General features: G+C 60.1%; 23 protein-coding genes and 1 tRNA gene. 1 reads left to right on the top strand and 23 read right to left on the bottom strand.

The window, feature by feature from the left end:
• Positions 1-1563: VCBS domain-containing protein (locus GTW23_RS04325; RefSeq protein ID WP_252914770.1), on the bottom strand; the 1563-nt coding region annotated here is incomplete at its 3' end.
• Positions 1564-1893: 330 nt separating this feature from the next.
• Between GTW23_RS04325 and GTW23_RS04320 the strand changes: the two genes are divergently transcribed.
• Entirely contained in the window at positions 1894-2994 is a 1101-nt protein-coding gene (locus GTW23_RS04320) for a transglutaminase-like cysteine peptidase (protein ID WP_252914769.1), read from the top strand.
• Positions 2995-3063: 69 nt separating this feature from the next.
• Here the strand turns inward: GTW23_RS04320 and GTW23_RS04315 are convergent, their stop codons facing one another.
• The 22 genes from GTW23_RS04315 to GTW23_RS04215 all read right to left on the bottom strand — a co-directional run bounded on the left by GTW23_RS04315 (position 3064) and on the right by GTW23_RS04215 (position 19387).
• On the bottom strand, positions 3064-3660 hold the full coding sequence (locus GTW23_RS04315) for a ribbon-helix-helix domain-containing protein (RefSeq protein ID WP_252914768.1): 597 nt from the start codon (positions 3658-3660) through the stop codon (positions 3064-3066).
• Positions 3661-3685: 25 nt separating this feature from the next.
• Positions 3686-4978 (bottom strand): HlyD family type I secretion periplasmic adaptor subunit, encoded by a 1293-nt coding sequence (locus tag GTW23_RS04310; RefSeq protein WP_324288533.1) that lies wholly within the window; start codon positions 4976-4978, stop codon positions 3686-3688.
• The gene (locus GTW23_RS04305; RefSeq protein ID WP_345780633.1) at positions 4978-6549 is read right to left on the bottom strand and encodes an ATP-binding cassette domain-containing protein; all 1572 of its coding nucleotides are present in this window, start codon (positions 6547-6549) and stop codon (positions 4978-4980) included. Before GTW23_RS04305 ends, GTW23_RS04310 begins: the two co-directional genes overlap by 1 nt.
• Before the next feature lie 6 nt (positions 6550-6555).
• Positions 6556-7095: a type I secretion system permease/ATPase gene (locus GTW23_RS23460; RefSeq protein ID WP_324288536.1), complete on the bottom strand. Its 540-nt coding sequence runs from the start codon at positions 7093-7095 to the stop codon at positions 6556-6558.
• A 44-nt stretch (positions 7096-7139) separates the two neighbouring features.
• Positions 7140-8576: a TolC family outer membrane protein gene (locus GTW23_RS04300; protein WP_152007947.1), complete on the bottom strand. Its 1437-nt coding sequence runs from the start codon at positions 8574-8576 to the stop codon at positions 7140-7142.
• Between the two features lie 626 nt (positions 8577-9202).
• Positions 9203-9293: transfer RNA gene (locus tag GTW23_RS04295), tRNA-Lys, on the bottom strand.
• A 700-nt stretch (positions 9294-9993) separates the two neighbouring features.
• Positions 9994-10227 (bottom strand): hypothetical protein, encoded by a 234-nt coding sequence (locus GTW23_RS04290; protein WP_252914767.1) that lies wholly within the window; start codon positions 10225-10227, stop codon positions 9994-9996.
• Between the two features lie 52 nt (positions 10228-10279).
• Positions 10280-10717, bottom strand: a complete 438-nt coding sequence (locus GTW23_RS04285; protein WP_252914766.1) for a hypothetical protein — start codon at positions 10715-10717, stop codon at positions 10280-10282.
• Positions 10714-11019 (bottom strand): hypothetical protein, encoded by a 306-nt coding sequence (locus GTW23_RS04280; protein WP_252914765.1) that lies wholly within the window; start codon positions 11017-11019, stop codon positions 10714-10716. The genes GTW23_RS04285 and GTW23_RS04280 overlap by 4 nt, the downstream gene beginning before the upstream one ends.
• On the bottom strand, positions 11016-11315 hold the full coding sequence (locus GTW23_RS04275) for a hypothetical protein (RefSeq protein WP_252914764.1): 300 nt from the start codon (positions 11313-11315) through the stop codon (positions 11016-11018). Before GTW23_RS04275 ends, GTW23_RS04280 begins: the two co-directional genes overlap by 4 nt.
• A complete protein-coding gene (locus GTW23_RS04270; RefSeq protein ID WP_252914763.1) occupies positions 11278-11691 on the bottom strand; it encodes a hypothetical protein in 414 nt (137 codons plus the stop codon). Before GTW23_RS04270 ends, GTW23_RS04275 begins: the two co-directional genes overlap by 38 nt.
• Complete coding sequence (locus GTW23_RS04265) at positions 11688-11936, bottom strand: hypothetical protein (RefSeq protein ID WP_252914762.1); 249 nt, start codon at positions 11934-11936, stop codon at positions 11688-11690. The genes GTW23_RS04270 and GTW23_RS04265 overlap by 4 nt, the downstream gene beginning before the upstream one ends.
• Positions 11936-12640, bottom strand: a complete 705-nt coding sequence (locus GTW23_RS04260; protein WP_252914761.1) for an NlpC/P60 family protein — start codon at positions 12638-12640, stop codon at positions 11936-11938. Before GTW23_RS04260 ends, GTW23_RS04265 begins: the two co-directional genes overlap by 1 nt.
• Positions 12641-12892: 252 nt before the next feature.
• Positions 12893-13411 carry a hypothetical protein gene (locus GTW23_RS04255; RefSeq protein ID WP_252914760.1) on the bottom strand — a complete coding sequence of 173 codons (519 nt, stop codon included), beginning with the start codon at positions 13409-13411 and terminating at the stop codon, positions 12893-12895.
• Positions 13412-13414: 3 nt separating this feature from the next.
• Complete coding sequence (locus GTW23_RS04250; protein WP_252914759.1) at positions 13415-14320, bottom strand: hypothetical protein; 906 nt, start codon at positions 14318-14320, stop codon at positions 13415-13417.
• A gap of 177 nt (positions 14321-14497) precedes the next feature.
• Positions 14498-15439: a hypothetical protein gene (locus GTW23_RS04245; RefSeq protein WP_252914758.1), complete on the bottom strand. Its 942-nt coding sequence runs from the start codon at positions 15437-15439 to the stop codon at positions 14498-14500.
• 20 nt (positions 15440-15459) lie between these two features.
• Positions 15460-16263, bottom strand: coding sequence for a baseplate wedge 1 family protein (locus GTW23_RS04240; RefSeq protein WP_252914757.1), 804 nt, complete (start codon positions 16261-16263; stop codon positions 15460-15462).
• Entirely contained in the window at positions 16260-17156 is an 897-nt protein-coding gene (locus GTW23_RS04235) for a hypothetical protein (protein ID WP_252914756.1), read from the bottom strand. Before GTW23_RS04235 ends, GTW23_RS04240 begins: the two co-directional genes overlap by 4 nt.
• Positions 17153-17521, bottom strand: a complete 369-nt coding sequence (locus tag GTW23_RS04230; RefSeq protein WP_252914755.1) for a contractile injection system sheath initiator — start codon at positions 17519-17521, stop codon at positions 17153-17155. Before GTW23_RS04230 ends, GTW23_RS04235 begins: the two co-directional genes overlap by 4 nt.
• Positions 17518-18183 (bottom strand): Gp138 family membrane-puncturing spike protein, encoded by a 666-nt coding sequence (locus GTW23_RS04225; RefSeq protein WP_252914754.1) that lies wholly within the window; start codon positions 18181-18183, stop codon positions 17518-17520. The genes GTW23_RS04230 and GTW23_RS04225 overlap by 4 nt, the downstream gene beginning before the upstream one ends.
• Entirely contained in the window at positions 18180-19067 is an 888-nt protein-coding gene (locus GTW23_RS04220; protein WP_252914753.1) for a phage protein, read from the bottom strand. Before GTW23_RS04220 ends, GTW23_RS04225 begins: the two co-directional genes overlap by 4 nt.
• On the bottom strand, positions 19067-19387 hold the full coding sequence (locus GTW23_RS04215) for a phage baseplate plug family protein (protein WP_252914752.1): 321 nt from the start codon (positions 19385-19387) through the stop codon (positions 19067-19069). The genes GTW23_RS04220 and GTW23_RS04215 overlap by 1 nt, the downstream gene beginning before the upstream one ends.

Below are 19387 nucleotides of genomic sequence, written 5' to 3'. Positions count from 1 at the left end.
CGTCAGCGTGTCGCCAAGGTCCTGGTCGGTGATGGTGATGGTGCCGACCGTCGCCGGGATGTCCTGCGTCGAGCTGTCGCCGGCGACCTCCAGGATCGCAGCCGGATTCGTGGCCCCCTCGATCACCGGAACGTCGTTGGTGCCGGTGATGGTGATCACCAGGTTCTGGGCGCCGACATTGCCCTGGCCGTCATCGACCTGGGCGACATAGGTCAGCACAAGGTTCTCGCCTTCGCGCAGCCAGTCGAGATCGGCGGCGGCCGGATCCCAGGTCCAGTTGATGGTCTGGGTCTCGCCGTCGGAGATAAGCGCATCGAAGCTGATCGCGCCCTCGGCGATCAGGGCTGCGACATCGACCGAGTCCTCGGCGGGAACCGTGCCGGTGCCGTTGTAGTTGGCGGTCGCATCGCCGGTCACCGTGACCGTCAGCGTGTCGCCAAGGTCCTGGTCGGTGATGGTGATGGTGCCGACCGTCGCCGGGATGTCCTGCGTCGAGCTGTCGCCGGCGACCTCCAGGATCGCAGCCGGATTCGTGGCCCCCTCGATCACCGGAACGTCGTTGGTGCCGGTAACCGTGACCGTCACCGTCTGCGTCACGGTGAAGATGCCGTCATTGATCTGCACGTCGAAAGACAGCGTGATAACATCGCCCGCGGCGAGGAAATCGACGGCAGCATTGCCGACCTGGTAGGTCCAGTCGATCGAGCCGCCTGCAGCCGTGGTCGATTCGACGGTGATCCCGCCGGGCGTGTCGAGGCTGAAGCCGGCGAGCAACGCATCAAGCTGTGCGGCGGTGAGCGAGCCACCGCTCTTGAGCACCTGGGAGACCACGTTGCTCGCTGCAATTTCCGCGGTGCGGGTCTCGCCGAAATCCGGATCAAAGAAGGTGATCGAGCCGGTGGCGGCAACAGGATCAGCGTCCACGCCGCCCGGATTGTCGACCGATTCGACGATGCCGCCGGTTGAAACGCCGCCGGTCAGCACCGAAGCGATGTTGCCGGTGTCCTCGTCGAACGCGGCTGCGGCTCCGCCATCTCCGCCACCCGAAGTGTCACCCAGCAGGCCCAGAGTCTCCAGCCCGTCGCCGGCAATGGAGGCACCGCTCGAATCCTCGAATTCTCCGCCCGAACCTGTCGGTGACTGCGGCGAGACCGAAAGCGTGTTGCCGGGGCCTGCCGCGACGTTGAAGCCGCTGGTTTCCAGCGCCGCAACCAGCACCTCCTGCTGCACCTCGATGTCGCCGATGACGAAGGTCGGCACGCTCAGTGCGCCGCCGATGATCCGGATCTGGGAACCGTCCGGCTGAACCAGCAGCAGGTCGTTGCCGTCGAGCTGGATGTCCTCGATGCTGGCGCTGGCGGCCAGCGTGACGCGGTTGTCGGCGTCAGGAACGATCACGCTGATCCCCGGCGCTCCGCCGGATGCGGAAGGATCGGATGGAGGAGTGCCCGCCGGGTCGGTACCGGTGTCGGCCTGGGCCAGCAAAACCGCATCCATGCCGCTGTCGGCATCTGCGTTTTCGATAATGGTTTCCGAAGTATCAAGGCCGCGGTCTTCAATCATGACAGGACTCCCAAACAGAATTCACCCATCCTTAACCACTTAGTATTTCGTCAACAATTACTTTGAATCGAAAATGAATACACTCATATGCGATCTGGAAATTAATAAACTCATGGTTAATCCTATTGCATATCATTATATGCTTTTTAGAAAACGGTAATGCACATACTGCAACCTGCCGTTTTGACCGCCGGAATCGATCCGAAGCTCTTTCAAGAAAATTGAATCAATTTTTATCGAAACAACACCGGTTTCGTTAGTTCTGTTTGTTTCTAAGATCTTATGTTTATTTGAGTAGTCTTCTCCCAACAAACGGGGAAGGCCAAAAAGATGTATAGCTTTGCAAAAGAGACAGTAACTCTCAGAAATACTGCAATTGCATTCTCTTTGTTCTGTGCCACCGCAGCACAGGCCAATGTCTACGCCGAACCCAAGGCACAACTCCAGGTCTCATCCCCCGCCGCCACGCCGGTCATTCTGGCCGAGACCGGGGTCCCCGCTCCGCAATGGCTGCTTTCCGCCCACCGCGTCACCACCCTGCGCCTGACACAGGCCGGTCTCGAGCCGCTTGGCCTGGACCGGTTTGCCCATGCCGCAGCCAGCAACATCGCCCCCGAGCGCGCCCCGCTTTCCGGTTTCGCAGCTCTCGCACCCCGCGACCGGATCACCACCGCCTCGATCCCCGTCCCCGCGCCCCGCCCCGCAACCCGGGCCGCCAGGCGGGACACCAGTTCTCAGGCCACCAGTTATCAGGCCACCAGTTATCAGGCCACCAGTTATCAGGCCACAAGCCAGGCCGTCAGCCGCACCATCCGCCAGGACCGGCCGCTGTTCGGCGCCCACCGCATCCGCTTCGGCAAGATCGGCAGCGGCGCCCGCATCTCGGGCCTGATCCGCAATGCGGCAAGCACCGGCGCCTCCGCCATCTGCATCAACAGCTGTGCTGACCTCGCCGACCGCCTCGATCTCGGCGGTGCCGACATCACCGCCCAGCTCCGCCACGTCTCGGCTTCCGTCAACACCCTCGTCACCTACCGCACCGACGAGGAAACCCACGGCCGTCTCGACCAGTGGTCGACACCTAACGAGACGCTCGGCCGCGCAAGCGGCGACTGCGAGGACTACGCCATCCTCAAGATGGCGGTACTCGCAAGGCTCGGCGTGCCGGTGAACGCCATGGAGATCGTCGTCGTCAAGGACACAAGCCGCCGCCTGTTCCACGCCGTACTCTCCGTCACCCTGGAAGACCGCACCCTCATCCTCGACAACATGACCGATGCCGTCGAGACCGACACCGCAAAGCGCAGCTACGCACCGCTGTTCTCGCTCTCAGGCACTGCCAACTATGTCTTCGGCTACAAGGGCGGAAAGCAAAACCTCACAGCCTCGCTTAAAAACATCGCAAGCATCGCGCCGGGCGCGGGCTTCTGATACGGCGGCCCCCCGGCCGCTACGCCAAAGCCGGTGAAACCGAGCACCGCTCCCCGCCGATGAGGCTCGTCAGGCGGGACCGGAGACAAAGGCGATCGCCGCGGGCGGGTCGTCCATGTCCGGCGCCAGTGCCATGCTCAGCCGCCCGCGCAGGCGGCGCTCGCCATAGCCGACCGTGAACCCGGTGTATTTGGGACGGCTGCTGTCGCGCTTCATTTCCTCGATCATGTCGATCAGCGGAGACTCCAGCGTAAGCTTGATGTTGCTCAACGCCTCGACGCTGTCCAGACCGGTGAACCGGGTCTGCAGATACATAAGGAAGCCGCTGTTCTGGTAGAGGATCCGCTTGTCCACCGAAATGATGAACCCCGGCACCGGACAGGCTGCGACGATGGTCTTCGAATTGAACTTGCTGAACCGGTCCCGCAAGCGTTCATGCTGCTCAAGCACACGCTGCATGATCGAGGCCCGCAGATGCGAACTCAGCCCGTTGTCGCCGGTGCGGACATCGTTGAGTTTCGAGATGTATTCGGCCACAGACACGCCTTCGCTGCGGGTGACCGCGTCCAGCGCCTTCCAGAACACGCCTTCCAGGCGAAAGCCCCGGCGCTTTCCGCCGGAGTTGATCGCCCTGAAATGAGGCTTGAACGGATCTGGATCAGACATCGCGCGCGGGGCTCTCCATAGGTTCTCAGCGCTCGGTCAAGGCTTCGTAGCGTGCCTTGCTCAGCGGTTTGATGAGATAATCGAGAACTGATTTTTCCCCGGTCAGGATTTCCACCGAGGCGATCATGCCGGGCCGGATGGCGTGCTTGACGTTGCCCTTGCCGAGCTGTGAATCTCCGGTCTGGACCAGGACCTGGTAATAGGTCTCGCCGGTATCCGGGTTGACGATGCTGTCGGCGGAGATGTTCGACACCGAGCCATCGAGACCGCCATAGACCGAGAAATCATAGGCTGTGAGCTTGACCAGCGCCTTCTGCCCGGGCTGCACGAAGGCCACGTCCTTGGGCGAAATCCGCGCCTCGACCAGCAGCGTGTCGGTGACCGGAACAACGCCGGCCACCACCGATCCGGGTTGCAGGAACGCCCCGATCGTGTTGACTTCCAGCGTGTTGACGATGCCGTCCACAGGCGAAACGATGTCGGTGCGGCGAACCCTGTCCTGGGCACCGGTCAGTGTTGCCTCGAGCACGCTGACCTCGGCCAGCGTATCGCCGAGCTCGCGGCGGGCCTCCTGTTTGAACTGCGAATCCAGTTCCTGAACCTGGAGCTCCGCCTCGCGCAGCGCGCTTTCCAGCCGCTTCAGGCTCTGGTTGACATTGACGCGCTGACCCTGCTGCTGGGCGATCTCGCGGTCGAGCCGCAACAGGTCGATTTCGGGATGCAGCCTGCGTTCGACCAGCGGTGCGATCTTGTCACGCTCGTTGAGCATCGCCTGGATGACCAGATCGGTCTGTTCGACATTGGATTTGGCCTCGCCGATCTCGTCCAGCCGCTGCTGCTGCCTGGCCTCGAGCACCTGCAGCTTGTTGAGATAGTTTTCCCGCCGCGCATCGAGCAGGCTGGCCTCGTTGTCACAGATCCCCTGCGACACCCGCCTGGTCTGCTCCGGGCAGACGAACTCGGTATCGAACAGGTCGTCGATCTCCAGTTCCAGCCGCGCGATCCGCGCCTGCAGCGCATCGTAGCGGGCCTGGGATTCGCCGAGCGAAGCCAGATTGCCGGAACTGTCCAGCCGGATCAGCAGGTCGCCCTTTTCGACCAGCTGACCGATCGTCACCGCGATTTCCTGCACCACGCCGGGTTCACTCGACTGCACAACTTGCGTCTTGGAAAGCGGGATCACCTTGCCGTCGCCGCGCGAGATCTCGTCAACCCGCGCCCATGCCGCCCACACCAGGAACGACACCACCAACAAAAGGCAGACCCACACGATGTAACGCGACAATGCCGGCGGCGTATCCTGCTCCATCGCGCGCATCACTGGATCCCGTTCGATTTGCGTTGCAGCGCCGCGATCACCTGTTCCTTGGGACCGTCGGCGATCAGCTTGCCGTTCTCGATGACGATCAGCCGGTCGATCAGGTCGAGCATGCTGTAGCGGTGGGTGGAGAGAATCAGCGTCACGTCCGGCGCGATCGCCTGCCGCAGGCAGCCGATCAGGTGACGTTCGCTGGCCAGGTCCATGGCTCCCGAAGGCTCGTCCAGGAAGATGATCTTCGGATCGGCCAGCAGCAGCCGCGCAATGGCGACCGACTGCTTCTGCCCGGCCGAAAGATTGCCGCCGTTTTCACCGACCTGCATGTCGAAGCCGCGCGGATGCCGCGCAACGAAGGATTCGATGCCGACCTTGCGCGAGACCGCGATCAGATCCTCATCCGAGGCGTTCGGGTTGCCCATCAGCAGATTGTCCTTGACCGATCCCGAGAACAGGTCGCTGGTCTGGCCCGCCACGGCGACCGCCGAGCGGACTTCGGAGGGATGAAACTGCTGCATGTCGATGCCGTCGATCAGCACCCTGCCCTCGCTTGGCTGGTAAAGCCGCGACATCAGCCGCCCGACGGTGGTCTTGCCCGAACCGATACGGCCGATGATACCGACCTTCTCGCCGGAGCGGATCGAAAACGACAGGCCATCGAGCGCATCCTGATCGGCCTGCGGGTAACGGAAATGAACGTTTTCAAAAGCGATATCGCCGCGCGCGATCACCCGGTTGACGAAACCGGATGCTTCCGGCGTGTCCTCGGGCTGCTCCATGATCTTGTCGAGGATCCGGAGCGACAGGAGCGCCTGGCGGAACCGCGCCAGCGTCATCGCCAGCTGCCCCAGCGGGCTGACGGCACGGCCTGACAGGATCACCGAGGCGATGATGGCGCCGGTGGTGACATGGCCTTCGCGGAACAGGTAGGCCCCGACCAGAATGATGCCGACGGTCACAAGCTGCTGCACGAACTGCGTGGCATTGACCGCAAAGGCCGAGATGCTCTTGATCTGCTCGTTGGTTGCCGAGCTGTTGATGGTCAGGTCGCGCCAGCGCTTGAGCAGCAGGCCTTCGGCCCTCAGTCCCTTGACCGTTTCTGTCGTGTAGATGGTCTCGACCAGCATCGACTGTCGCAGCGCCGCCTCGTTGGCCGCCGCCGCGACCCGGCGGCTGATCAGCGTCTGTGCAACCAGCCCGATGATGACCACGGCAACGAGCGCAACTGCCGGCACATAGGCGAGCGGGCCGCCGATCGAGTAGACCACGGCGATGAAGATGAACACAAAGCACGTATCGATCATCGTCGCGATCGTGTTCGATGTGAAGAATTCCCGTACGAACTCGTATTGCGACACCCGGCTGACATACTCGCCCGTCGACATCGACCGGGCCGAAAGCGAGGTGTTCATGACTTTCTGGAACAGCACATAGGCTATCTTCAGGTCGATCTTGCGCCCGGTGTAGTCGATCAGCGCAGCGCGGGCGAACTTGAGCATGAAATCGAACAGAAACGCGACGCTGATCCCGACGGCCAGCACCCAGAGGGTCGAGATGGCCTCGTTCGGCAGCACCCGGTCCTAAACGTTCATGACAAACAGGGGCGACGCAAGCGCCAGGATGTTGATGAAAAGCGCCGCGAACGCAACCCGTACGAAAGAGCGCCAGTAGGGGCGCACGGCCGAAGACAGCCAGTGCTGTTTCTCGATCCGGCCGGCATGCAGCTCGCCGGCCTCTTCGCGGTTGTTGAAATAGACCTTCTTGAAATCCAGCACGGTCGGGTCGAGTTCCGCAGCCCTGCCGCGAAGATCGACACTCTCTGAGGCGATGGCGCCGATAGCCTCCTTGCAGACGAAAGATCCGTCGTCATTAAGGCCGAAAACCGGGATGAATGAACCGTCTGCGGTTCTGACTAGCGCGGGAAGGTCGGCATTGCCGCCGAGCAGGTCCGCCAGATGGATCTTGGTGACATCCAGCCCGATGCGGCTTGAGACCTCGCGCACGGTCTCGATGTCGGCCGCCTCAAGCTGATCGTTGGGAATGCCCGAATACAGAACGGTCGCGGAACCGCTGCGCTCGAAATGAACGCTGATTTCGCGGAAAGCCTCGTTGAAGTTCATCGCAGCTCACCGTCCGATCTTGCCACTCCGCTCAACAGGAAGAATCAGTTCTTCCTGACGGGGGCAAGCAGATCGAAGGGCGCACCGCTCACCTGCCGTGACGGAAGCCGGTGGTAAACCGGTTCGGTTTCATGCGAAACAGCCTTGAACTCTTCCCTGGCATAGGCTTCTGCCTGCGGGGCGCTCTCAAGATTGAAAGCGCGAACAAGCGACCCCATGGCTGCCAGCGTCTGATAATCGGCATAGACTGCGGCATACTGAGCCGTTTTGGCCAGCACCTCGGTGTTGAACCGGGTGTTCTGGGCACTCAGCACATCAAGAAGCGAACGCTCGCCAACCCGGAACTGGTCCCGGTAGGACGACACCAGCGATCCTGACGCTGAGGCCTGCTCGCGCAGAAGCGACGCCTGCTGGGCGCGCTTCGAGCGCTTGTCCCAGGCCGACTGGATCGATTCCTGGACTTCACGATGCACCAGCACATTGTCCATCCGGGCCTGGCTGGCGCGGCGGATACGCTCCTGCTCAGAGGCCTGATCACGGCCGCCGCGGTACAGATTCCAGCGCGCCACGACCTTGGCCTCGAGGTCGGAGGTGCGGCCTTCCGAACCATCGATGTCATTGCCGACGCGAGCCTTCGCCTCGAACGAGATCACCGGCAGATAGGCAGCCTTGGCGCCCCGGGCGAGTGCGTCGGCAGCATCGACATCGGCGCCCGCAGCCGCGATCCGCGGGCTCTGGCGCCGGGCGATATCAACGGCTTCGGCGGAGCTGCGGGGAAGCGCCTTGCTTACCGACGGCGGATATTTCATCGAGCCGAGCTTCACACCGACCAGGCGGAGAAAGCGGATCTGCGCCTGGGCAAGATCTTCTTCGGCTTCCTTGAGACGTGCCTGCGCCGAAAGCAGACGCTCACGGCCCTGCGTACGGTCGGCCGATGTCAGCGTGCCACCGGAAACGCCAGTGGAAATGTCGGAGACGATCCCCGAGAGCACATTGGCGTTCTTGCGCGCAATCGCGACAATCTCGGCCTGCAGCAGGATCTCGAAGTATTCCTGGGTGACGGCCAGCGCGATGGCTTCCGAACGCTCGGCAACACGGAACGAGGCGCCGTCGACGCGGGCTGCCTGGCGCTCGACCTCGGCGCGGCGGGCGCCGCCATCAAACAGGGTCTGGGTAAAGGTCAGGCCGACATCGGAGGAATTGAGGGTATCGTCCTCATTGCCGAGACGGCGACGGCCGGGGCTGTCAAGCTTGCGGCCACCTGCGGAGGCTTCAAGATCAAGGGTCGGAAGGTAGAGGCCACGGGCCTGCCTGAGCTCGAACTCGACCGCCTCGCGGTTCTGGATCGAAGACAGAATCTCAGGATTTGACTTCAGCGCCTCGTCAACCGCTTCCTTCAGCGTCAGCGCGTTGGCCGGAAAAGCCACGAATGCACTGAACCCAACTGAAAAGCAGCACGAATAGAAAAGCGATTTTATCATTTTTACCCCAAAAACCTACACCCGATGATTGCTTGTTACACATATCATTCGGCTGACGCGAGTCATGAAATTACGAATCCTTAAGTACTTACGGAACAGAAATCACCGTGTGGCCTTTTTGACACATGTCATCAATATGATGATTGACTAATATTCGAAAGTACATATGAAGTAAAAAATGTTCCTTTTTTGTAGAATTAAAATTTGATAACTTTAACGTTGCATATTTGTTTGATGGATTTTCGTATTTATTACGTTACTATAGATTTTTTTCTCGCATTGGTTGAGATTTAGACATAAAAATTATAAGATTTTGAACATAACATATATTATATGGCATAAATAGATATTCAATTGATGGTTGAAAATCGACAGTATAATTGGATCGCTCAAAAACTTGACCTTGCCCGGAAGAAATCCTCGAATTCATCTTCGGCGATCAAGGCAGGTCCTGGGGTGCCAACAACATCGGGCATGCAGTGGGACAAGTCGGGGAATCAGAGGTCTACCGCCGCTTCTCTGGCCACGTGTATCCGCATCCGACCCGGGAACACCTGCTGCTTTTCGAGTGAGACAGGTACAGCATTCCGCAGGCGCGGAACATCACGACACTGGCCTGAGAAAAATGGTGGGTGAGCACGGGCTCGAACCGTGGACCCGCTGATTAAGAGGCGGAACGCAACCGGCGCAGTATCAAGACGTTGCCGGAATTCACCCTGTAAAAAACCGCCTGAAATACCTCTTTGAAATCAGTAGCGACAAAAGCCAAGTGTAAAAAAAACTAGGCCTATGAATCCGGTGAAGAAACATGACTTGATGCAGTTAGACCCAAAGGCTTATAAGGCGAACATGACTCGACGTTTGATGATATTGACGACACTGAACATTGCCCTGGTGATTGGTGCCACGGCTCTGGCCTTCACCTATTTCGGAACACCAATGAACGTCCCGGAAGGTAACTGCGGGTTTGTGACTTGCCCACCCGGCGAATAGCCGGCCCGGACTATTAACCCCTTCGCCACCGGTCGAGCGCATCAAGCGATCGATCATTGCCGGCAAGCACTCGGCTTACCGTGATCCCCACCGATCCGCCGCACACTCGGCATTTGAATCTTGCACAGACATAGTTCCGATCGACCGGCAACTTAATCAGATCAATATCATCGTGCCGACCGCACGGGCGGCAGTGTCCGGTCAGCCTATAGCCGTAGCGCAGCAGATCGCCGAATGTCTCGAGGCTGACCTCATCGCTCATGCCGGACGGATAGCACCATTCTGGAACGCGAAAAAGCCCCGTGATCCGGCGGGACCACGGGGCTCTCTGAGCGGGTTGAGTTTCGAGTAGTGAAACCACCGGCGGGCTACGGTCGCTTGCCGATGGCGGGTTATCCAGCGGGAATGCTGGATCTCTGGGACGTCAAGCTGGTGTGAAGTCCACGAAATACTGCCCACCCAGCTCAAATGCATCGAGCGCGGCAGGATTTGTGATCATCATCTTGATCTCGCCCTGCGGCGTCCACTTCGACCAATCCTTGTTGGCGTCGTCGTAGACCGGGCCAAGCACCACCTCGCCGGCCTGATCCGCTTCAGGATTACCATTGTGGTGGTTGATGATCTGCTTGACGAAAAACTTTGCGCGTACCTTTGACATTGGTCTTCTTCCTTCTTGTTGAGCCGGGATAGCCGCCCCGGCAGCGGATGCTTTAAGGCCAAACCTTGATTTCTGTGATCCACAGTGGGTGACAACGGTAAGTGATGGTTGCTTCGGAATGGTGCCTGATCTGGTCGGGTGACATGCCCACATACCAGGGTCCAGCAATGTGCTTGCCCCTTGGCCGGGTTGACCCGCTCATGTCACCCACTGGCTTGAGGTTGAGGAAGACGCGCTGCGTCGTTCCGTCCGGGCGGATGCGGTTCCAATTGATGCCCAGATACTCGCAGGATCGCCACTTCTCGAACCGGGCGAAAACGCGGGATCCGATGCCGTCTGGTTCTATCTGGATGATCTCGAACTTGCTCACGACCGGAAGCAGAGTCCGCTCGATCGTAGGGCCAGAGGCGGCGAACAGGATCAGCGCCCAGAAGCCCGCAATCCACATCCACCAATGACGGTCTGAGATCTGCATCCGCTGAGCAATCATTTGCCGCCCCTCCACATCTTCAGGATCTCGAGCGCTTTTGTCGGATCGTTTGAGATGTTGATGATGAAGCGCATAGCTCCCTCACCCGTCAAAGCGATGACGGCCGCCATTGTTGTTGTGTATTGATCCGGGTCGAGCCCCAGCCAGGCAATCGCCGGCTGGGTGAAGAGATAGGCTGAAAAGACGGCAGCAAACACCGTCGCAACTGCACGCTTGATGCCTGCGTATGGTGATGTCAGCAACTTCACAACAACAGCCCCTCCCACGGCGATCCAGAAAGCCAGGTCGTGTTTTTCAATCATTGTGCGAAGCCCTTCCTGACGTCGTCATACCATCCGGCGCACTCCCGGATCTGTCCGTTCGCCCGGGACAAGGCCCGGTCTGTTTTGACGAGCGCGGCGTCGAGCCGGTCGCCATCTTTGACGCCTGATCGGTGAGTTCGTCGGCAGGCGTCGGGATACTCCGGGATGGCCCGCCCGATCCGCTGAGCCTCTTCCGCGACAGATAGCGCGTCTTCGACCTGCTCGGCACTTGCTCGTTCCCGTTCGGCCGCGACGAATCTACCGTCCGCGCAGCCGGTTAAGAAGATCAGGATCAACAGCACAATCCCCAGCAACAGGGCGCGAAAGAAGATCTGCCAGGTCGTCATTTAGGATCTCGTTTTCTGTCTGGATGGCGGCTAGGCGGTTCGCGAGGTTGGTGCGGGCGTTCACCTCCACCACCAGTCGCCGGTTTGCTTCAGCGGCAGCCGCGCCACGGGCCGCGGCGATCTTCTGCTCTGCCTCGAGCTTCGCCTCGAGTGCAGCTATCTCTGCGCCGGCCACCATCTCTGTGACCCGCTCGTTGACGGCTTGGCGGATGGTGCTGGCCTTGTCGAAGTGCAGCCATGCGAGGGCGGCGAGGATCACGCCGATCGGCAGGGGGATGGTGAAGCCGAGGATGCGCCACACCGCCTTCATGATGACCGCGATCACAACGGTGGCTCCTGATCCTGATAGGCATCAGCGCCCATGCTCTGCATGACATTCTTGTCGTCCCACGCCGCGCCGAACACGTAGGCGCCGATGACCGAGCCTGCGAGGAAGAAGCAGGCATTGGCGACGGCCGAGGCGAGGTTTGTGTCCTCGCCCCTCCAGATAAGCCACGCCACCATGCCGGCGCAGAACAGGAGCGTGGCGTGGACGATGCGACGGCGCTGCTTCCAAGGAGGCCGCTTCATCACCGTGTCCCGCCCTTGCTGCCGCTGGCACCGGATTCGACCAGGGCCGGATAGGCTTTCATCGGGTAGGTACGAGGCCATCGGAAGGCGATGAAGTCATTGAGGTCGAACCACGAGAGCGTGATCGCATTCGACTGGTTGCCGCCCAGGAGCTTCACCCGGCGACGGCGGGAGTCGTATTCCGCGACGATGCCGACATGACCGGCCTTCGAAGACCACCGGATAACACCGATGGCGCCGATATCGGAAGGGCCGGCCTTGATCCCGAACTTCGCCCATCCCTGCGCCCAGAACGGATTGTCCGGCACCGGCTCGTCGGGCAGCGTCTTGACGATCGCGCTCTCGATCGCGTCACCGCACCAAGGCAGCCGGGACGGATTACCAAGGAACTTGCCGATACGCAGCCATGCAGACAGTGCTGCGTTGTCGCGCACCTCATGCAGCCCCTTCTTGCGGTACATCTCCGCCATCCACGGCGGCATGAGTTCGGCCGGTGCTTTGCTGACCGGCTTGGTTTCGTGCTCCGGGTTTGTCCGGAGCGCCGCGACGGTAGCGGTGTCTGCCAAGCCGGAAACAGGAAGGCCATTCGCCCGCTGAAACGCCTTCAGCGCCTCGCGGCTGCGAACGCCGAACGCGCCGCCAATCGGACCCGGATTGTGGCCATGCGCCAGCAGCCGGGACTGGGTCCAGGTTTCGAAATTCATGTCGGTTTCCTTTTGGGCATTACAAATCGCCCGGAAACCGTGAAGGCCCGAGCGCGAAAAGTCAGTTGATTGAGGTCGCCGCGCCGTGATATGCAGCTGCATGGATAAATTGAGCCGTTGGCAGGGATTGCCACTAATCGCATTCGCCGCCTTTTTGGTGCTGGCAGGGTCAGCGTATTTGAACGCGGCCGGTTACGGCGATTGCGTGTTCAAGCGTTCGGCTGGCTTCGAGACTTCGCTTCCCGATTGCCGCTAAAGCGGGAACACCAGCCCGCTGAAAAAACCGTACGTCTGATTGCTGGACTGCCCAGCGTCTGTGTTGACACAGATCAGATCGTCCCGGTTGGTGTAGCCCGGTGAATCAGTGTGTGCGAAAAGCCACGGCTCAATGCGATAGGCCCCAGCCGGCAGATTAATGACAGCCTTGAGGAGCAGCGTCCCGTAATGGTGGGTAGCATCCCGAATGTTCCCTCCATCCTTGGCACCCGGTATCCACGTAAGTGGGGCCGTCGAATCATTCCAAAGTGGGGTGGATCTCGCCCCGGTAGGCCGCGAGCCAAGCGCAGCGAGATTAGCTGCGGTCCTGTAGCCGATAAAAGCCGACATCCCGATTGCTCCGGGCGCAATATCTTTGTGCTTCAGGTTCACATAACCGTCCATCACGACTCGCGACGTCTCGGTTAGTTCGATGTCCGCGACGAGATCGATAAGGCGCGAACCTGCCCTAAAGATATCGCTTGCCCAATTGTGGCGTAAATTCCAATACTGCATCGGTTAAGCCTCTCGTCCACGGCTATCGCGCCAGCCGAGTGTGTTGATCTGGAATTGGTCACTTGCACCGGAGGCAGATATCCTCCCGCGCACCTGACCGGACGTGTTTGTCCGCACCTCCACCTGATTAAGGTGGAGGTTGTTGGCCGAGTTTGTGTTGTTGTAAGAAGAGCAATTGTAGCTCGTACTCGTGGGCACCGCATCAGCAACATCGAGAGATGAAACAATCCCGTACCAGTTGCTTGATCCGTTTGTTCCTCCAGCGTTGACGGCCGCAATCACGTTGACACCTACCGGAACCGAAAGCGGGTATGTAACCGCGGAGGTTCCTGGGTTTGTCGATGCGACATCGCGGACAGGCGCTGCCAGCCAGAAATTATCTCCATCCTGCAAGAAAGGCCGGATTGCGCCTGAGAGCCTGATGATCGAACCTATACGCCGCTTTCGGTCATAGCTTGTCGGCAGCGTCGGCGTCAGCGAGGCGGACACACCGATATCGACCACGCCGGTGTCGGACCGCTGAATCAGGAAGGCATGGCCCGTCCCGTCGGGCATCGAGGTGCCGTCCAGCCAGCCGCCGTTGTTGGTGCCCACCGCCCACGCGGCATCCATCCGCTTCGTGAGACCGGCTGCGAGCGTCATCAGCACCGGCGTCGCGCCATCGCTCGCCGCGGAGCCCGCCGCGATGTCGATGTCGTTCGTCGCATCGCCGGAATTGTTCGCCAGTCGCAAGCCTGACAGATGACCGCGCAAGAACTCCCCCAGCGGCGCATTGACGGTCGGCGTGTTCAACACCGGCGCGGTCAACGTCTTGTTCGTCAGGGTTTCTGTGCCTGTCAGCGACGCCTTTCCCGCCACAACCGCAACCAGCGCCGCCAGCGCGTCTTCATTGTCCTCGATCTGCGCCACGAGCTCAAGCCATGTGTCGAGCAGTTCCGGAGACGAGGCGGTCAACCTGGCAATGACCAGGTCGGAAACCTGCTCAAGGGTGAGGCGCTTGGCTGACCCCGATCGCTGCGCCGCAATGACGTCGGCAGCTTCAGCCGCAACAACAGCAGGCAGGTCCTTGATTTCAATGCCCATAGATCACGCCCCCAGATCAAAAGAGATATAGCCGACCATTGACGAGTTGGTGTTGCCGGTGACCCAGTCGGTGATCACAGTTCCTGCAGCCGAATAGCGCGTGACCGTCGAGCTGGAGAGGTAGGCCGCATAGCCGTCCACACTTCCGGCCGGGTTCGGGCTGTTCGAGGCCACGTTGCCGTGTATTGCTCGAATTTTTGGAGCGCGAGCCCAATCGATGGTCTTCGTGAGCGAAAGAGTGAATGATCCGCTCGGGCCGGTTGATGGCGCTCCCGACACAATCTCGGTTGCGAAAAGCCGGTCCTTGTTCACCAGGTTGGTGATCGTCGCGACGTTCGAAGAATTGGTAACGACCCGTGCAACCAGCATGTCGTCATAGGTGCTGTCGAACGCCGAATTGGTCTCGGCCGCCACGGTCGGGTTGTAGCCGGTGTCTGCAAGGTCTTCGAGCGAGAACGTCAACGTGCCGGCGGCGATTGCGCAACGCAAATGATAGGTTTTGCTTGCTGTGGTCGTGAGATCGGTTTCGGCTGTCGTGATCGTGCGAATACCGCGGTGCAGGACAGTGACGCCGGAAGGAACGCGAACGGTGCCGGTTGATGGCGCCGTGACGGTGATCTTGCCGTCACTGGTCTGCGCTTCCGGGAAGATCGGGAGACGCGCTTGGGCCTGCGTGAACAGCACATAATTGGAAACGTCGCCGCCACCCGTTGCAGCCAGGATCATTGCCTGGATGGCCTGCAACACAGTTGTGTCGTCGCCTTCGGATCCAGTAATGCCGCCTTCGTCCTGGACAGCCTTCAATTCGGCCTCAATGCGGCCAAGCAGGCGGTTGAACAGGGTCAGGTCAGCCGATCCGCAGGAAAAGCCGCCGCTCTGCTCATCGGTTGTCGGCGAACGGTTCACACCGCCCACGCTCGCAAAAGGTGGATCAAAATCAGCCATTGGATTGCCTTTTCAGGGGGTCAGCAGGAATAAGGTTTCACGTCCGCCCGGCAAAGCCAGTCGGCGTCTTTGGTCAGTGGACCGGTAAAGATCTCAACGTCATCTTCGGTCACGATCGGCGTTCCGTCTTCGGTTACCAGCGCCAGCCCGTCCGGCTCCCATTCCTCACAGAAGCCGCCCCATCCTTCGCCAAAGCCGAACACAGCGAACGTGCCGAAATGCCAACGGGATGAGACGCCCGGTGCCAGAGGAAGTGCACGCGGGATGACCTGCAGAATGGCCGTCTCCAGATCCGTCAGTGCACGAAAAGGGGCGATGACCACCTGATTGTGCGCGGAGGACATGATCCGCGCCTGTGCGCCGAATATGGCCTGAATAGCCGTGGTCAGATCATCCCATCCGTACCGCGATTGCATCTGGTAGGATCGAGCGATCAGCAGGCTGCGATAGACCTCATCATCGGTGATGCAGATCTCGGAGACGCCATCCTCGCCGCATGCCAGCCATGTGCCGCCCTCGCAGAAGCCGACAATCGGACGCGAGCCGGGAACGTCCACCGCGCATTCGAAACCGAACACTGGCTGCACGTCGCAGACACAGTGACAGCGCGGAAAGCCCATCCACTTGCCGATGATGGTCAGCTGATCGCCGGTCGCGGTGTCGAGATTGAAGAACTGGGGCAGATCGCATATCGAGTTCTGAGCCTGCCACAACTGGATCAGGTATGTCCGGATCGTGTGCAAGAGCTTCGGGCTCTCGCGATACTGGGTCAGGACGCGGTTGATCCCTGCCTCGACGAACTCATCTTGGGTGACGCATGTCATGCGTTCACCGTGATCGTCACATCGGCAGACGCCAGAGACGCCCGCTCGATAAAGCCGATGATGACCGGCTGATTGTCGCCTTGTGCAATTTCGTCACGTTCGCCGTTGATAGTCAGCACTTCGACATTCGAGAATGCCGTTTCGATGACCGATCGGACCCGGTAAAAGCTGATGTCCTCACCATTGAGCAGATACAGCCCTTCAAGCAGCGATGTCTTGATCGCGCTTGCGGACGGTGGCGGGCAGCCGAGCCCATCCTTGAATGTCCGCACGATCACGGTGAGTTCCACAGGCACATCGATCGGTCGGAGAACGCGGAACGTCCGGCAATAGCCGTCCACCACGCTTTCAATGGCAGTGGATCCGAATTGAGACACGCCCGGCGCGATATATTGCCGGATGGAAGTCGCTATCTCGTCATCATCACCGCCCGTGACCGCGATACAGACAGATCCGACAGCCATGCCGCTGTCCGCCAGATCTTCGGCATTGTCGCGGACCCATACATAGGAATAGGTCACGCCGTCCAGCGCTGCGATTGCCCGGCTCACGTCCTGGATATCGATCCGGGACTGACCGGCATTGGTGATGGCGCGGCGGAAGCTTTCATCCGTCTCCCCGGCCGCGCGCACAATGCGACGGATCCGGCCAAGTATATCGAGCCGGATGCCTTCGGCCTGATCTGGATCGAGAGACTGATAGATGTTCTCGGACAATTCCCACGCCTTAGATGCCCCCTCGGCAAAGATGCCGTTGATCTGGCCCATCGGACTTTGGCTGGTCTGGATGATGCCAGGACCAAATTCAGTGATCAGCGAAGCCTCGATCTCGGCAAGGATCGTGTTTAGTGGCTTGCGCGAAAAGCCCGTGCTGATTGGTCCATAGTCGGTCATACGTTTGCAACCTCATCGAACATGGTCAGCACTTCCACATCGCGGATCAGAAGCCCGCGTGTAGCCTTGTCGAATGACACCGAGAAGCTTGTGATCTCGGTCACGCCATCGGTGTCGAGCAGTTCTGACTTGACCACGCTTTCGGCCAATGCGGGGTCATAGGCGCGCCCGAGGATCTGATCGAGCCACGGCACGCCGGCGGTATTGTCGAGAAACCATTCCCCGGAATAGGTCTGCAGGCGCTGGCGCCCATGCTGGCCGACTGCCTTGGCTTCTGTCGCCAGTGACAGATTGCCATCAGCGGCCAACTGCAGATCATTCGTCGTCTGGTCGATATCGAGGCCAACGCGGGTGTAAACGGTCATAGCGCCATCGCCCTCAGTTTGCCGGCGATCTCTGTCAACGCGGCCTTGTTTTCGAGCTCATGGATGCCGTTTCCAGCCGACGAGCCGGAGAGAATGTTGAGCCCATCCGAAGCAATCAATTCAATGGCCGTGGCTAAGAGGTCGTAGATGTTGCCCTCGGCACCATCGATCTTGATCTTGCCGTCCGGACTTCCCTTGATCCCGAATTCACCATCTGGCGAGAACCGCAGATGTGTGTTGTCAGCGTCCGCGTTCGGCAGCGGATCGGAGAGACTATCTCCACCCGAAAGCGAAGCCCGCATGTTCGAGACGTGAAAGGAGCGGGCGTCGTAGGGCGTGCCCTCGTTGCCTTCCTCGTATTCGTCGAGCGCCCGCATCTGTGGCGTGAGCATCACTTTCGTCCCGGCTGGGATCGGCATTGTCAGGCCAGCATTGCCGGTCCTGGGCTGATCAACAGGAACTTCGAATAGATCCGGCATGGTCAGCGTCTGGCCGACGACCTTCGGCTTGTAGAGTGGCCGCACAGTCGCCGTGCCCTTGGCGGCGTCATAGCTGACGATCTCGCCGGGGATCGGACCCCAGATGGTGTCACGCTCAGCTTGCGCCATGGACCCGACTGTGTCCTCGGGCAGATTGGTCTGTTTGCCGAGATATCCGGTCATGGTTTCACGCCCTCATCGACCTTGCCGCCCTTGACCGCTTCCCCGGTGATGTCGACCTTGAACTCGCCGGTCATGTTGTCGCCGGAATAGGTCACGTCAGACACCCGATACATCCCATCGGCAGCGTTCATTTCGAGCGTCTGGCTTTTCACCTGCACGCGCCGGTTCGGCCTGATCTCTGGATTGAGCATCGCCGCGACCTTGACGCCATTGTCAGTGATGGCCGGCGTTCCGATCATTCCGGTTTCCGGCGTGATCAGCGTCACGCTGCCGACAAAGCCGTCGCCCGGAATGATCTCGATCGTTTCGTTCTGGCTCGACCAATAGAAGTTGTTCCCCCGGCCGATCGTGTCCATTTCCCTGGCGCATGACCCGCAGACGACATATGGCCGCTTGAAGGTCTTGGATTTCAGTTCATCCGGATATTTGAACTCGCCCCGGGTGATCCCTTTGCCCTCGAGCTCGGCGGATATGTCCTCGATCACATCGGTCACTTTGGTCCCGGCCGGGTAGGACTTGCTGATCGTTGCCCGGCGCAAGGCCTTGTCGCCATCGCCGCATGTGATCGTAGTGATGATGTTCGGCCCGTCACGCTTGTGTTCAACGTCCCGCACAGCACCCTTGAAGATGATCCCGACATTCCCGCCCTCGCCCGGCGGCATGTAGCCGGCCTCCAGCGTGACCGCGTCGAACTCCTTGCCCATGCCGTTGCGCGTGCCTTCGGCCAGATTGTAGAGCTTGATTTCGGCGGTGTTCGCCGAACTCGACACGCTCTTGCTTATCGAGAACTCGATCTTGATCTCATGCGGTTGCACGGCGCCGGGGTTGATCGTCAGGCCGCCGCTGAACGTGGCCCGGACCTTGCGCAGATACTGAGTTGCCATCAGGCCACCGCCGCGGCGACTTCCGCATCCGTCGCATGGAACAGCTTCACCGTGCCGTCTGGCAGTGCATTGCGATCCGGAACAGCACCTGGCGTCACTGCAGCGGCGAAGATCACGCCAAGGCCAAACCGGAACGGCGCGAGCAGATCAACGCCTGTCACGATCTTGCGGCCATGCAGCACCGGCACATCATCGATCGAAAGATCAAATGCCCATCGATCCTTCGCCGGATTATAGCGTAGCCGAACGGTCACTCGCCGACCATCAATGACTGTGCCGAATTGCTGATCAGGATGGTCGAGGACTGAAAAGACATTCAT

The sequence above is a fragment of the Parahoeflea alexandrii genome, from assembly GCF_024105735.1.
Lineage (GTDB): Bacteria > Pseudomonadota > Alphaproteobacteria > Rhizobiales > Rhizobiaceae > Hoeflea > Hoeflea alexandrii.
This window is presented reverse-complemented; position numbering and strand designations above follow the sequence as displayed.

Coding starts and splice junctions, on each gene's coding strand:
- GTW23_RS04320 (WP_252914769.1), top strand. CDS start 1,894: ATGTATAGCTTTGCAAAAGAGACAGTAACTCTCAGAAATACTGCAATT.
- GTW23_RS04315 (WP_252914768.1), bottom strand. CDS start 3,660: ATGTCTGATCCAGATCCGTTCAAGCCTCATTTCAGGGCGATCAACTCC.
- GTW23_RS04310 (WP_324288533.1), bottom strand. CDS start 4,978: ATGCGCGCGATGGAGCAGGATACGCCGCCGGCATTGTCGCGTTACATC.
- GTW23_RS23460 (WP_324288536.1), bottom strand. CDS start 7,095: ATGAACTTCAACGAGGCTTTCCGCGAAATCAGCGTTCATTTCGAGCGC.
- GTW23_RS04300 (WP_152007947.1), bottom strand. CDS start 8,576: ATGATAAAATCGCTTTTCTATTCGTGCTGCTTTTCAGTTGGGTTCAGT.
- GTW23_RS04290 (WP_252914767.1), bottom strand. CDS start 10,227: ATGTCAAAGGTACGCGCAAAGTTTTTCGTCAAGCAGATCATCAACCAC.
- GTW23_RS04285 (WP_252914766.1), bottom strand. CDS start 10,717: ATGATTGCTCAGCGGATGCAGATCTCAGACCGTCATTGGTGGATGTGG.
- GTW23_RS04280 (WP_252914765.1), bottom strand. CDS start 11,019: ATGATTGAAAAACACGACCTGGCTTTCTGGATCGCCGTGGGAGGGGCT.
- GTW23_RS04265 (WP_252914762.1), bottom strand. CDS start 11,936: ATGAAGCGGCCTCCTTGGAAGCAGCGCCGTCGCATCGTCCACGCCACG.
- GTW23_RS04260 (WP_252914761.1), bottom strand. CDS start 12,640: ATGAATTTCGAAACCTGGACCCAGTCCCGGCTGCTGGCGCATGGCCAC.
- GTW23_RS04255 (WP_252914760.1), bottom strand. CDS start 13,411: ATGCAGTATTGGAATTTACGCCACAATTGGGCAAGCGATATCTTTAGG.
- GTW23_RS04245 (WP_252914758.1), bottom strand. CDS start 15,439: ATGGCTGATTTTGATCCACCTTTTGCGAGCGTGGGCGGTGTGAACCGT.
- GTW23_RS04240 (WP_252914757.1), bottom strand. CDS start 16,263: ATGACATGCGTCACCCAAGATGAGTTCGTCGAGGCAGGGATCAACCGC.
- GTW23_RS04235 (WP_252914756.1), bottom strand. CDS start 17,156: ATGACCGACTATGGACCAATCAGCACGGGCTTTTCGCGCAAGCCACTA.
- GTW23_RS04230 (WP_252914755.1), bottom strand. CDS start 17,521: ATGACCGTTTACACCCGCGTTGGCCTCGATATCGACCAGACGACGAAT.
- GTW23_RS04225 (WP_252914754.1), bottom strand. CDS start 18,183: ATGACCGGATATCTCGGCAAACAGACCAATCTGCCCGAGGACACAGTC.
- GTW23_RS04220 (WP_252914753.1), bottom strand. CDS start 19,067: ATGGCAACTCAGTATCTGCGCAAGGTCCGGGCCACGTTCAGCGGCGGC.
- GTW23_RS04215 (WP_252914752.1), bottom strand. CDS start 19,387: ATGAATGTCTTTTCAGTCCTCGACCATCCTGATCAGCAATTCGGCACA.